Origin of the sequence: Sphingopyxis sp. GW247-27LB (genome assembly GCF_002277025.1) — a bacterium.
Classification (GTDB): domain Bacteria; phylum Pseudomonadota; class Alphaproteobacteria; order Sphingomonadales; family Sphingomonadaceae; genus Sphingopyxis.
In genome coordinates this window covers 71,989-85,279 of record NZ_NIWD01000015.1, presented here as the reverse complement: position 1 = coordinate 85,279, position 13,291 = coordinate 71,989, and the positions used below count along the sequence as shown (strand labels likewise).

General features: G+C 68.5%; 9 protein-coding genes. 7 read left to right on the top strand and 2 right to left on the bottom strand.

Annotated features, from left to right (window positions below; genetic code table 11):
• Nucleotides 1-49 precede the first annotated feature (49 nt).
• The 4 genes from CD928_RS19570 to CD928_RS19555 all read left to right on the top strand — a co-directional run bounded on the left by CD928_RS19570 (nucleotide 50) and on the right by CD928_RS19555 (nucleotide 7,669).
• The gene (locus CD928_RS19570) at nucleotides 50-2,410 is read left to right on the top strand and encodes an autotransporter assembly complex family protein (RefSeq protein ID WP_255247262.1); all 2,361 of its coding nucleotides are present in this window, start codon (nucleotides 50-52) and stop codon (nucleotides 2,408-2,410) included.
• Nucleotides 2,410-6,636 carry a translocation/assembly module TamB domain-containing protein gene (locus tag CD928_RS19565; RefSeq protein ID WP_095388779.1) on the top strand — a complete coding sequence of 1,409 codons (4,227 nt, stop codon included), beginning with the start codon at nucleotides 2,410-2,412 and terminating at the stop codon, nucleotides 6,634-6,636. Before CD928_RS19570 ends, CD928_RS19565 begins: the two co-directional genes overlap by 1 nt.
• A complete protein-coding gene (locus CD928_RS19560; protein WP_095388778.1) occupies nucleotides 6,636-6,857 on the top strand; it encodes a hypothetical protein in 222 nt (73 codons plus the stop codon). Before CD928_RS19565 ends, CD928_RS19560 begins: the two co-directional genes overlap by 1 nt.
• A gap of 242 nt (nucleotides 6,858-7,099) precedes the next feature.
• Nucleotides 7,100-7,669, top strand: a complete 570-nt coding sequence (locus tag CD928_RS19555; protein WP_095388777.1) for a TMEM165/GDT1 family protein — start codon at nucleotides 7,100-7,102, stop codon at nucleotides 7,667-7,669.
• A 1-nt stretch (nucleotide 7,670) separates the two neighbouring features.
• Here CD928_RS19555 and CD928_RS19550 read toward each other — a convergent pair whose 3' ends face one another.
• Complete coding sequence (locus CD928_RS19550; RefSeq protein ID WP_095388776.1) at nucleotides 7,671-8,486, bottom strand: ferredoxin--NADP reductase; 816 nt, start codon at nucleotides 8,484-8,486, stop codon at nucleotides 7,671-7,673.
• On the bottom strand, nucleotides 8,483-9,004 hold the full coding sequence (locus tag CD928_RS19545; protein ID WP_255247261.1) for a hypothetical protein: 522 nt from the start codon (nucleotides 9,002-9,004) through the stop codon (nucleotides 8,483-8,485). Before CD928_RS19545 ends, CD928_RS19550 begins: the two co-directional genes overlap by 4 nt.
• 63 nt (nucleotides 9,005-9,067) lie before the next feature.
• Between CD928_RS19545 and CD928_RS19540 the strand changes: the two genes are divergently transcribed.
• The 3 genes from CD928_RS19540 (at nucleotide 9,068) to CD928_RS19530 (ending at nucleotide 13,152) form a co-directional block, all read left to right on the top strand.
• Complete coding sequence (locus tag CD928_RS19540; RefSeq protein WP_095388775.1) at nucleotides 9,068-10,072, top strand: pyridoxamine 5'-phosphate oxidase family protein; 1,005 nt, start codon at nucleotides 9,068-9,070, stop codon at nucleotides 10,070-10,072.
• A gap of 110 nt (nucleotides 10,073-10,182) precedes the next feature.
• Complete coding sequence (locus CD928_RS19535; protein WP_095388774.1) at nucleotides 10,183-12,582, top strand: membrane-bound PQQ-dependent dehydrogenase, glucose/quinate/shikimate family; 2,400 nt, start codon at nucleotides 10,183-10,185, stop codon at nucleotides 12,580-12,582.
• Nucleotides 12,583-12,660: 78 nt separating this feature from the next.
• Nucleotides 12,661-13,152, top strand: coding sequence for a MarR family winged helix-turn-helix transcriptional regulator (locus CD928_RS19530; RefSeq protein ID WP_176473644.1), 492 nt, complete (start codon nucleotides 12,661-12,663; stop codon nucleotides 13,150-13,152).
• Nucleotides 13,153-13,291 lie beyond the last annotated feature (139 nt).

The window sequence follows — 13,291 nt, the reverse complement described above, 5'->3', positions numbered from 1 at the left end:
AGTGCGCATCGGCTGTTCACAGATGCAAAATTCTGAAAATCCTCGCTTATTGAAACGCGGGCGGGCGTGGCGCCCGCACCCTCGGCTGATTCTGTCCGCCTCGCTTTTCGCGATCGGCTGGGCGGGGCCCGCGCTGGCGCTGCAGACGACGCCACCCCCGACGCCGCCGCCTGCCGCCGAAAGCCAGGAGGAAAAGCCCGCCGCGGACGCGCAGGAAGGCATCGCCGTGCCCACCCCGCCGCCGCCCGACGTGCAACTGCCCGAGGTCGCGCCGATCATCGGCGACGACGAGTTCAAGGATGCGATCCCGTCGATCAGCGCCGAGGACGACCCCGAACTCGACCGTCCGCTCGAATCGATCGCCGAGTTCGAGCGGCGCCAGGCGGCCGCCCGTGCCGCGGATGCGAAGGCCGGCACCGATGGCCACGCCGAAGGCGCGCAGCCGCCGACGGTCGATGGCGCCCCCGTCCCCGCGCTTGCCGACGGCGATGCCGCCGAACCGATCGGCGACGCGCCGATCACCGACAGCGAGCTCGCCGCGCCGCTCCCGGCGCTCGAAAATTTCAACGTCGAGCCGGTCGAGTTCGCCGAGCCCGAGGATGCCGACGCGCATCGGACCATCGAATATACGGTCCAGGTCAACGGCCTCGAAGGAGCGGATGCGACCACCGACGTCGACCTAGCCGATCTGTTCGGCGACCTTTCGGCGCTTTACGACGGCGACGGCAAGGCCGAAAACGGGGCGATGGTCCGCGCACGGCTGTCGGCCGATGCCGAGCTGATGCAGCGCATCCTGGCATCCGAAGGCTATTATGACGCCAAGGTCGAAACGCGGATCGACCGGACGCCGCGCGTCGAGGACGCCGCCCCGGCAACGGGCAGCGAGAGCGGGTCGCGACGGCGGCGCGGTCCCATCATCGCGATCATCGACGTGACGCCGGGCCAGCGCTACACCTTCTCGAGTATCGCCATCGACGCGCAGCCGACCGTCCCGCCGAAACTGATCGAAGACAATTTTCCGCTCAGCGTCGGCGAGCCGATCGTCGCCGAGCGCGTGCAGGGCGCCGAGGCGGCGATCGCGCTCAAGCTGCCCGAAGAGGGCTATCCCTTCGCCAAGATCGGCCAGCGCGACATATTGCTCGACGGCGCGACCGGCGGCGGCGATTACACGCTGCCCGTCGATATCGGCCCGCGCGCGCGCTTTGGCGGGTTCGAGACGACCGGCGACCTGGCCTTCGACGTCGAGCATGCCGAAGTCCTGTCGCGCTTCAAGCGCGGCGAGCTCTACGACAGCCGCAAGGTCGACGACCTGCGCCAGGCGCTCGTCGCGACGGGGCTGTTTTCGACCGTCGCGGTCGAGCCGCAGAAGACCGGGGAAAGCGCCGGCGACGACACCGAATATGTCACGATGCTGGTGACGCAGGACGCCGGCCCGCCGCGCACGATCGCCGCGAGCGCCGGCTATGGCACCGGCGAAGGCATCCGGCTCGAAGGGAGCTGGACCCACCGCAACCTGTTCCCCCCCGAAGGCGCGCTGATCATCCGCGGCGTCGCGGGCACGCAGGAGCAGGGAGTCGGCGCGACCTTCCGCCGCTCGAACGCGGGCAAGCGCGACCGCACCTTCGAACTGGTGGCCGAGGCGTCGCGCAGCAACTACAACGCCTTCGAGGCGCTGACCGGCCGCCTCGCCGCGCGCGTCAGCTATGATTCGACGCCGATCTGGCAGAAGAAATTCACCTATGCCTATGGCGTCGAAATGATCGCGACGAGCGAGGATGATTACGACTTCACGCGCGGGGTGCGCGACCGCGATCTTTATTATATCCTCGGGTTGACGGGTCAGGTCGGGATGGACCGCACCGACAGCCTGCTCGATCCGACCAAGGGGTTCCGGATCACCGCGCTCGTCCAGCCCGAAGGCTCGCTGAGCGGCAAATTCACCCCCTATGCGCGCACCCGGCTCGACGTCAGCGGCTATTATCCCGTCACCGACAGTATCGTGCTGGCGGGGCGCGTCCGCGTCGGGTCGATCCTCGGCGCGTCGCGCGAGCGGCTGGCGCCGTCGCGGCGATTCTATGCCGGCGGCGGCGGTTCGGTGCGCGGCTTCGGCTATCAGCAACTTGGGCCCAAGGATCCCAATCTCGACCCGATCGGCGGGCGCAGCATCAACGAGGCGGCGGTCGAGGCGCGCTATCGCTTCGGCAATTTCGGCGTCGTCGGCTTCGTCGATGCGGGCCAGGTCTATCGCGGTTCGACCCCGACCTTCTCCGACCTGCGCTTCGGCGCGGGGATCGGCGCGCGCTACTACACCAATTTCGGCCCGATGCGCCTCGACGTCGCGACGCCGATCGACCGCCAGCCCGGCGAGGCGAAGATCAGCGTCTATGTCTCGATCGGGCAGGCCTTCTGATGGCGGACGACGCGCCCTTCGAGGCCGAGGACGGCGCCCTCGCCGTCAATCCCTGGCCGCGCCGCATCGCGCGCTGGGTCGGCATCACGCTGCTCGGGCTGGTCGCGCTCGTCGCGCTGTTCCTGATCGGGCTCAACAGCGATGCCGGGCGGCGCTTCGTCGTCACCCAGATCGAGAAATATGAATTCGAAAACGGGATGAAGATCGGCATCGGCCGGCTCGACGGGTCGCTGTACGGCGAGATGATCGTCCGCGATTTTTCGCTGTCCGACCCCAAGGGGCGTTTCCTGACCTCGCCCGAGTTGCGCATAGACTGGCGCCCCTTCGCCTTTCTGTCGAACCATGTCGATGTCCGATCGGCGACGTCCAAGCTGATCAACGTCCAGCGCCTGCCCGAATTGAAGCCGGTCCCCGACACCGGCGAGCCGCTGCTGCCCGATATCGACATCGACGTCGCGAAGCTGCAGGTCGACCGGATCGTCTTTGCCCCCGCCGTTGCCGGCGAGCGCCAGGAAGCGCGCCTCAACGGCAAGATCGCGATCGCCGACCGCCGCGCGCAGGTGACCGCCGATGCCGAAACGATCGGCGCGAACGCCAAGGGCGATACGCTGAAGCTGCTGCTCGACGCGGTGCCCGAGAAGAACCGGCTTGCGATGACGCTCGACCTGCGCGCGCCCGAAGGCGGCGTGCTCGCGGCGATGGGCGGCTTCAAGGAGCCGCTGACCGCGAAGCTCGACGGGCGCGGCGACTGGACGGCCTGGAACGGCAATCTCACCGCGAACCTCGGCACGAGCCCGCTGGCGCGGCTCGCATTGACCGCGCGCGACGGAAATTTCGCGGTCAAGGGGCAGGCGCAGCCGTCGCGGCTGCTCACCGGCGCGACCGCGGCGCTGCTCGGGCCGCAGACCGACATCGACCTCAAGGCGCGCCTTGCCGAGCGCAAGGCCGATCTCGACGGGCGCATCTCATCCGAGGCGTTCCGGCTCGGGATCAGCGGCGGCGTCGATCTCGGCACCAACCGCTACGAGGATCTCCAGCTCGCTTTCGTGTTGCTGCGCCCAGGCGCCGTCGCTCCTGCGGTGCGCGGCAACGGCGTGCGCGCGAGCGCCAAGCTCAACGGCGCGTTCGGACTTCCGACGGCCGAATATCAGGCGAACGCGAGCACGCTCGCGGTCAACGACATCGTCGTCGAGGCGCTGAGCCTTTCGGGCAAGGCGCGCGTCGATGCCGACCAGATCCTGATCCCCGTGGCGGGCCGCGCGGCGCGTATTCGCGGGCTCGATACGGTTGCGGGCGGCACGCTGACCGCGGTGCGGCTCGACGGCGATCTCGCCTATGCCGACGGCCGCATCCTCAGCGACAATTTGCGCCTGCGCTCGCCGCGCATCGACGCCAAGGCGATCATCGTCGCCGATCTGGGCAAGGGCTTCTACACCGGCGCGATCGACGGGCGCGTCAACAATTACCGGATCGAGAGCGTCGGCCTGTTCAACATCGACACGAAGATGGATCTGAAGACCGAGCCGCGAGGCGGCTGGGCGATCGCCGGGCGGGTTCGCGCGCGCTCGACGCAGCTTTTCAACTCGGGGGTGCGCGACCTGCTCGGCGGCAATGCGGTGACGAGCGCCGACGTGCGCTATGGCACCGACGGCATCGTCCGCTTCTCGAACCTCCGGCTCAGCGCGCCACTGCTTCGCGTCACCGGCGGGCAGGGGAGCTATGCGCCCGACGGCCGCATCCGGCTCGCCGCGCGCGCGCATTCGACCGACTATGGCCCGCTCGGCGTCGAGGTCGCGGGGACGATCAGCGATCCGCGCGCGGTGCTGCGCGCCGAGCGGCCGGGACTCGGCATCGGGCTCGCCAATCTCGAGGCGCGGATCAATGGCGCGCCGAACGGCTATCGGCTCGCCGCGACGGGCGACACCGATTACGGTCCGCTCTCCGCCGACGTCGTGCTGCTCACCGCGAGCGGGCCGCTGACGATCGACGTCGAGCGCGCCGATCTATCGGGCATCGTGATGCAGGGGCGGCTGGTCCAGAGCCAGGCGGGGCCCTTCGTCGGGAGGCTCGACGCGACGGGGCAGGGGCTCGGCGGGCTCGTTCGCCTCAGCGCCGACGGACAATATCAGGCGGCGGCGATCAACGTGCGGGCCAACAATGTCACACTGCCCGGTCCCGCGCAGCTCCAGATCGGGTCGGCGGTCGTCGATGCCGATGTCACCCTCTATGACCGGCCGCGCGTGATCGCCGACATCCAGCTCGCCTCGACGCGCATCCGCGAGGTCGACATCGCGGTCGGGCGCGTGAAGGTCGATTATCAGGACGGGCGCGGCAAGGCGCAGGCGCTGGTCGAGGGGGTGAGCGGCGTGCCGTTCCGCGTCGCGGTGAACGCCGACCTCCAGCCCGAGCTCTGGCGCGCTTCGGTGCAGGGCCGCGCGACGGGCATCTCGTTCAAGACGACCTCGCCGGCGCGGATCATCCCCGGCGCCGACGGCTATGAGCTGCTGCCGACGACGGTCGATCTCGGTCGCGGCAGCAGCGCGCGCCTCGCGGGGCGGTTCGGCGACGGGATCATGCTCCAGAGCCGGCTCGACCGCGTCAACATGGCGCTGCTCAACGCGGTCTATCCCGACATGGGGCTCGGCGGCCGCGCGACCGGCAGCCTCGACTTCGAGCAGGCGAGCGCCGACGCCTTTCCGCGCGCCGACGCGCGGCTGACGATCGACAATTTCACCCGCACCACCGCGGCGACGGTCAGCGAGCCGGTCGACATCAATTTCGCGGGCAAGCTGCTCACCGACGGCGGCGAGGCGCGCGCGGTGATCCGCAAGCGCGGCAGCGTGATCGGGCGCCTGCAGGCCTCGCTCCGCCCACTCGGGCCCGGCGCGGGGTCGTGGACGACGCGCCTCAACGCGGCACCGCTGTCGGGCGGCATCCGCTACAACGGCCCCGCCGAAACGCTCTTCTCCTTCGTCGGCACCGGCGAGCAGCGCGTGTCGGGGCCGATCGCGGTCGCCGCCGATTTCAGCTGCCGCGTCGCCGACCCCTGTCTCAACGGCGTCGTGCGCGGCAACGGCATGACCTATGAGAATCTGACTTATGGAACGCGGCTCACCAATATCGTGACGAACGGCCGCTTCACCGGCAACCGGCTCGAGATCGAACAGCTCACCGCGACCGCGGGCGACGGGACGATCAAGGCGAACGGCTATGTCAGCCTTGCCGCCGCCGACGGCTATCCGATGAACATCGCGGCGACGCTCGACAATGCGCGGCTCGCGCGCAGCGACAATATCGGCGCGCGCGCCACGGGCAATCTGACGCTCGAAAAGGTCGCGGGGCAGGCCGCGCTGCTCTCGGGCAGCCTGCGGCTTCCCGAAACGCGCTATCGCATCGTGCGCGAAGGCGCGGCGCAGGTGCCGGTGCTCACCGGCGTCCGGCGCAAGCCGCCGGCGGGACGCCAGCGGATCAGCGGCGACGGGCTGGCGGCGGTCGGCGGCAGCCTGTTCGACCTCATCCGCCTCGACATCCGCCTGCGCGCGCCCGACCAGATCTATGTCAGCGGCATGGGGCTCGAGTCCGAATGGCAGGCCGACGTCACGCTGAAGGGCACGACCGAGGCGCCGCGCGTGACCGGCGAGATCGACCTCGTCCGCGGGACGCTCGGCTTCGCCGGGCGCTCGTTCGACCTCGAGGACGGCAAGGTGACCTTCCCGACCGGCGATGCCTATGACCCCTCGATCCGCCTGCTCGCGAGCGACACGATCGAGGAGGTGACGGTCAACGTCTCGGTCTCCGGCCGCGCGATGAACCCGCAGATCGCCTTCTCGAGCGTGCCCGGCCTGCCGCAGGACGAAATCGTCTCGCGCATCCTGTTCGGCGATTCGATCACGACGCTGTCGCCGCTGCAGGCGGTGCAGCTCGCTTCGTCGCTCAATGCGCTGCGCGGCGGGGGCGGGGGGCTCAGCCCCCTGGGCGCGCTCCAGTCGGCGACCGGCATCGACCGGCTGCGCATCCTGGGGCCCGACGACACGCAGGGCCGCGGCACCGCGCTCGCGGCGGGGCAGTATATTTCGGACGACATCTATCTCGAGGTGATCACCGACGCGCGCGGCTATACCGCGACCCAGCTCGAGATCAGCTTGTCGCGCGCGCTGTCCTTGCTCAGCCAGGCGGGCGGATCGGGCCAGTCGAACCTCTCGATCCGCTATCGCAAGGATTATTGATGCGCGCGGCGGCTCTCCTGCTTCCGCTGCTGCTGCTCGGCGCGTGCAAGGACGAACCCGATTTCGACACGCGCTACGACAAGGCGGCGAAGGAGATCGAGGCGCGCGCGAAGGCGATGGACGCCGACATCGCCGAGGCCGACCGCGCGGCCAAGGCGGCGGGCGCGGATCCGGCCGACCCTCCCGCGCTCAGCGAACCACCCGAGCCCGGCACCGAATAATCCCGTTCGCCGGGCTTGCCTTGGGGCGACCCGCCGTCTAACGCATCCCCGTCATCTGGGGAGTAGCCAGCCGCCCGTTTCGGGGCGGGCCGCCGCGTCAACATGCTCGGTCGAGAGGCCGTGGTGCGGTGGAAGCGGGTCACCGCTTGGGCGAGACCAATGGCATCGATCCTCCGTCCGGGCCGGGCGGCGGGTTCGATGACCGTTGGAATCGCGCTGCCGCCCGGCCCCGGAGTCTGCTCATGGAAGCCATATTGACGTCGACCGCGGTCGTCGCCCTCGCCGAGATCGGCGACAAGACGCAGCTGCTCGCGATATTGCTCGCGACGCGCTTCAACCGTCCGGTCCCGATCATCCTCGGCATATTGGTCGCGACGCTTGCCAACCACGCGCTCGCCGCGCTGCTCGGGTCGCAGGCGGCCGCTTTCCTCGACAGTGACATCTTCCGCTACGCGATCGCCGCCTCGTTCCTCGCGATGGCGGCGTGGACACTCGTTCCCGACAAGCTCAACGACGAAGAAGCGCCCAAGCCGCGCTTCGGCGCTTTCCTGACGACGCTGGTCGCCTTTTTTCTCGTCGAGATGGGCGACAAGACGCAGGTGGCGACGATCGCGCTCGGCGCGCAATATCACAGCGTCCTCGCGGTCACGACCGGGACCACGCTCGGCATGATGATCGCCAATGTGCCCGCGATCTTCCTCGGGAACGAACTGCTCAAACGGGTCGATCTCGCGAAGGTGCGGATGATCGCCGCGGCGCTGTTCCTGGTGATCGGGCTCTGGGTGCTCGCGCAGACCGCGGGGTTGATCTGACCTAGCCCACGAAGGCGCGTTCGATGACGAAATCGCCCGGCGCGGCGTTGGAGCCCTCCTGGAAGCCGCGCCGTTCGAATTCGCCTTGGAGGTCGCGGATCATCGCCATGCTGCCGCACATCATGATGCGGTCGATCGCCGGGTCGAAATGGTCGGGCCCGGCGAGCGGGTGGCCGAACAGCCGCCCGCTTTCGATCAGCGCGCCGATCCGCCCTTCGGTGCGAAAGGCTTCGCGGGTGACGGTCGGGAGATAGTGGAACTGGAGGAGCGCCTGATCCTGCACCAGCGGGTCGCCGGCGAGCTGGCTTTCGAGCTCTTCGCGAAAGGCGAGATCGCTGACCTTGCGCCCGCAGTGGACGAGCAGGATCTGGCCGAAGCGGTCGTAGATGTCGGGATCGCGCGCGAGGCTGAGGAAGGGGGCGAGACCGGTCCCGGTCGACAGCAGGAACAGCCGCTTGCCCGGCAGCAGCGCGTCGGCGACGAGCGTGCCGGTCGGCTTGCGCCCGAGATAGATGGGGTCGCCCGGCGCGATCCTCTGCAGCCGCGAGGTTAGCGGACCGTCGGGGACCTTGATCGAGAGGAATTCGAGTTCGTCGGCATAGGCGGGGCTGGCGATCGAATAGGCGCGGAGCAGCGGGCGTCCCTCGCCGGGCAGGCCGATCATCACGAACTCGCCCGAGCGGAAGCGGAAGGAGGGCGGGCGGCTGATCGAGAAGCTGAACAGATTCTCGTTCCAGTGGCGCACGCGGAGCACCTCCTCGACGGTCAGCGAGGCGGAAGGCGCAAGGCGGGAGGCGGCGGCGATACGGTCGCTCATGATGATCGATTGTCCTGATGTCTGGTGGTCTGGAGGGAGAGATGGGCGAGTTCGAGGCCCGCAGCGGTCAGTTCGGCCGACGCCTCGGTCATGGCGGCGGCGATGGGTGCGACCGATCGGGGCTCGACGATCAACGCCAGCGTCGATCGCGCGCGCGACCCGCGATCCGAGGCGACGTCGTGCCACAGCCCGATCAGGATCGCCTCGTCCTCGCCGATTCGCGGGCAGCCGACGGGAGCGAGCGCGAGGCGCTCGATTCCGCCGGCGTTGAGCAGCGCCATCGCGACATGGAAATGGGGAAGCGCGGCCAGCGCGTCCATGCTCGCGAAGCCGCGGCGCAGCGCCTGCGGCGGGCAGGTTCGCCGTTCGGCGGCGTGGGTCCAGCCGCGCATCGCCCACAGCAGGAAACGGCCGCTGTTGCCGAGCAGGGCGATAGGGCGATCGACGAGATGATAGATGGTCTTGCCTTTCCGATCCGCGGTACGGGGTCGGCAGTTTAATATGTTAATGCGAGTCATTTGCAAATATGAAATCGAGGCATTAGACTTGTGCAGCGATTTCGGGACGGAGAGGATGAAGACATGGCAGGACTGATCGAATCCGTCGCCGCGCTCGAAGCGGTCATCGGCCGGACGCCCCCGGCGGTGAACCTGAAGGTCATCGACCATATCGACGCCGGCGCGCGCCGCTGGCTCGCCGCCTCTCCGCTGATGTTCGCGGGCTGCGATGCGGAGGGCGGCATGGCGATCACGCTGGGCGGGGGAACGCGGGGTTTCGCCGAAGCGGAGGAAAACCGCCTCGCGGTGCCGCTGGACAACCTCGACGATCCCCACATCGTCCGGCCCGGCGCCGGCATTTCCTCGCTGTTCCTCGTGCCCGGCATCGGCGAGACGCTGCGGATCAACGGCCGCGTCGCCGATTGCGCCGGCGGCGTGCTGAGCGTCGCGGTCGAGGAATGCTATGCCCACTGCGCGAAGGCGCTGATCCGCTCCGAATTCTGGAAGGCGGAGCCCCCCGCGGCCCGCGCGGCTGATGCCCGGGCTTTCGTCGCCGCGACGCGCTTCGTCGCGCTCGCGACCGCCGATGCCGCAGGGAACGCCGATCTCAGCCCGAAGGGCGATCCGGCGGGGGCGATGGTGCGCATGGATCGGGACCGCCTTTGCTTCGCCGAGCGCCCCGGCAACCGGCGCGCCGACGGGTTCCGCAACATCCTGACCCAGCCGCGGATCGCGGCGGTCCTGCTCGTGCCCGGATCGAGCGAGGTCGCACTGGTGCAGGGGACCGCGAGCCTGACGACCGACGAGGCGATGCTCGCCGGCTTCGCGGTCCAGGGCAAGGTGCCGCTGCTCGCGACGTACATCGAAGCCCCGCGCATCGAATTGCGGGCCAGTCCGGCGCTCGAACGCGCGCAATTGTGGCCCGCCGCCGAAGCGCCGGCGGACATCCGTCCGGCAAAGATGTTCGCCGATCACGTCAGGCTCAACAAGGCAAAGGGCCTCGGCGCGCGCGTCGCGGCGGCTTTCGTCTCGGTTCCCGGATTCATGCAGAAGGGGCTCGACAAGGATTATAAGGACAATCTCTACTGATCGGCGGTGTCGATCGGAGGTCGGCCTGCCAGGAATGCGGAACATTTTAAGGCGCCGGAGCATTATCCGGTCAAAGGACCATTTCTTTCAACCGAAGAAGGGGAATGGTAATGGCCAGATTGCGCGAGATTTTTCCGGCGCCGCTCCTTGCTCTCGCCGTCGGGTTCGTCGTCGCGCTGATCGCGGCCGTGCTGCTGATCGGCGGCATCTGGCTCGCCGCTCTCGGCGGATCCTCCTATTATTGGCTCGCGGGCGCGGCGATGCTCGCGGCGGGTTTTCTGCTGATGCGCGGACGGCTGCTCGGCGGCTGGATCTATGTCGCGGTCTTCTTCCTCACGCTCATCTGGGCGCTGTGGGAAGTGGGCGGCAACGGCTGGGCGCTGGTGCCGCGTGTCGTCGCACCGCTCGTCCTGCTCGTCGCGGTGCTCTTCGCGATGGCGTCGCTTTCCGCGCGCGCTCACCGCTGGCGGCTCGCCGCCGGAAGCAGCGCGGTGTTGATACTCCTCTTCGTGGTGGCGGGGGTGACGCTCGGCTGGCTCAACAGTCCGCGCCCGCTGCAATCGCTCCCCGCCGCGCGCCTCGCGATGACCGATCCCGCGCTGATGCAGGCGGGAAGCGACTGGCCCGCCTATGGCGGCACCTACAGCGCACGGCGCTATTCGCCGCTCGACCAGATCACCCCGGCCAATGTCGGCAAGCTCGAGCAGGCGTGGTTGATCCACACCGGCGACCTTCCGTCGTCGCCGCAGATCCGCAAGACCTATGGCGCCGAGAATACGCCGCTGAAGGTCGGTGACAGCCTTTATGTCTGCACGCCGAAGAACATCATCCTCGCGCTCGACCCCGCGACCGGAAAGCGCAAATGGCGTTTCGATCCCGGCGTGCCCGACACCGCCATTCCCTATACCGCCGCCTGCCGTGGGGTCGCTTATTATGCGGTGCCGAACGCGCCCGCGGCGCAGGCGTGCGCCGCGCGCATCATCTTCGGGACGCTCGATGCGCGGCTTTTCGCGATCGACGCGGCGACCGGCCGGCCGTGCGCCGATTTCGGGTCGAACGGTCAGGTCGACACCAAGATCGGGATGGGCGAGACGCCGGCGGGCTATGTCTCGATCAACTCGCCGCCGACGATCGTGCGCGGCGTCGTCGTCACCGGGCATCAGGTGCTCGACGGGCAGGATCGCTGGGCGCCCTCGGGCGTGATCCGCGGTTTCGACGCGGTCACCGGTAAGCTCCGCTGGGCATGGGACATGATGCACCCCGACTGGAACGGCTATCCGCCGCCGGGCGAGACCTGGGCACGGGGCACGCCGAACATGTGGACGATCGCATCGGGCGACGAGGCGCTCGGGCTCGTCTATCTGCCGATGGGCAATGCGGCGGCCGACTATTATTCGTCGCTGCGCCGCCCGCAGGAAGATTTCTACGCGACCTCGCTCGTCGCGCTCGACGTCACGACCGGCAAGCCGCGCTGGCGCTTCCAGGCGGTCAGGAAGGATGTCTGGGACTATGATTTCGGCGCGCAGGCGACGCTCGTCGACTTCCCCACCGCGGCCGGCGCGGTTCCGGCGCTCGTCCTCCCCTCGAAGCAGGGCGACATCTATGTCCTCGACCGGCGGACCGGGCAGCCGCTGACCCCGGTCGGCACGATCCGGGTTCCCGGCGGCGGGGTCGAACCCAAGGAACGGGCGAAGACGCAGATCGTCTCGCTCTGGCACGATCTGCGCAAACCCGACCTTACCGAGCGCGACATGTGGGGCATGTCGCCGATCGACCAGATGATCTGCCGCATCCAGTTCCGGAAGGCGAGCTACAAGGGCTTCTTCACCCCGCCGACCAGCGACCGACGCTCGATCGAATATCCGGGCTATAACGGCGGAACCGACTGGGGCGGCATCGCCGTCGACCCGGTCCGCGGCGTCATCGTCGCCAACTATAACGACATGCCCAACTATGTCCGCCTCGTGCCCCGCGCCGAAGCCGACAAGAAGGGCTGGGCCCCCCGGCACCAGGCGCGCGGCGAGATCGGCGGCGCCGAAGGGGCAGGGGATCCGCAGGCGGGCACGCCCTATGCGATCGACGTCAACGCCGGCTGGCGGCTGCCCTTCACCGGGCTGCTGTGCAAGCAGCCGCCCTATGGCGGCATCCGCGCGATCGACCTCGCGACGGGCAAGACCATCTGGGACCGGCCCTTCGGCACCGCGCGCGCCAATGGGCCCTTCGGCATCCCCTCGATGCTGCCGGTCGCCATCGGCACGCCCAATAACGGGGGTGCGGTTGTAACCAAGAGCGGGCTGATCTTCATCGCGGCGGCGACCGACAATCTGATCCGCGCGATCGACCTCAAGACTGGGAAGACGCTGTGGCAGCGGGTTCTGCCCGCGGGCGGGCAGGCGACGCCGATGGTCTATGAAGCGAACGGCAAGCAGTATCTCGTCATCTATGCCGGTGGCCATCATTTCATGGAGACGCCGATCGGCGACGAGGTGATCGCCTACGCGCTTCCGTAGGGGCGGGGCCGCACAGGTTGCGCCCGCATCGCGATGCGGTTTATGGCAGAGCCCCGACGCGCGTCCGAAGGTGGTTCGATGCACAGCCCGTATCTGATGATGAATTTGCTGAGCGCCGTCTATTGGTTCGACGAGGCGCTTCAGGCCGCGCTCAAGGAAGCAGGAATCCCGAACGTCAGCCGCGCGCAGTCGATGCTGATCGCCAACATCTCGGCGGGCGAGCATCGCGCGACGCGCATTGCCCGCAATCTCGGCGTGACGCGCCAGGCGATCAGCCTGATGCTGAGCGAACTCGAGGCGCGCGGCATCGTCGAACTCGTGCCCGATCCCGACGACCGGCGCGCGCGGATCGTCCGCTTCGCCGGACAGGCGAACGACACGCGCCGTGCCGCCGCGAAGGCCCTGCATTATCTGGAACTCAAGCTCGTCGAGCGGATCGGTCTGCCCGCCTATCATGGTCTGCGCGACGCGATGCGGATGGACTGGGGCGATCCGCCGCGCGTGCCGCCCGAGGCGCTGGAAGAGGCGGATTCCGAGGCGGCGGCTAGCAGGCTTGCTTCGATTGAGTGATGGCGCAGGTTGAAGAAGGGGCGTGACTTTCCTTATTTCGTCACCCCGGATCAAGTCCGGGGTGACGAGGAGGTTTAGGGGATATTCTCCCTTCATGCCATCATCATTTAGTTAAGTTTCTTGACAATATTCCTCCCTG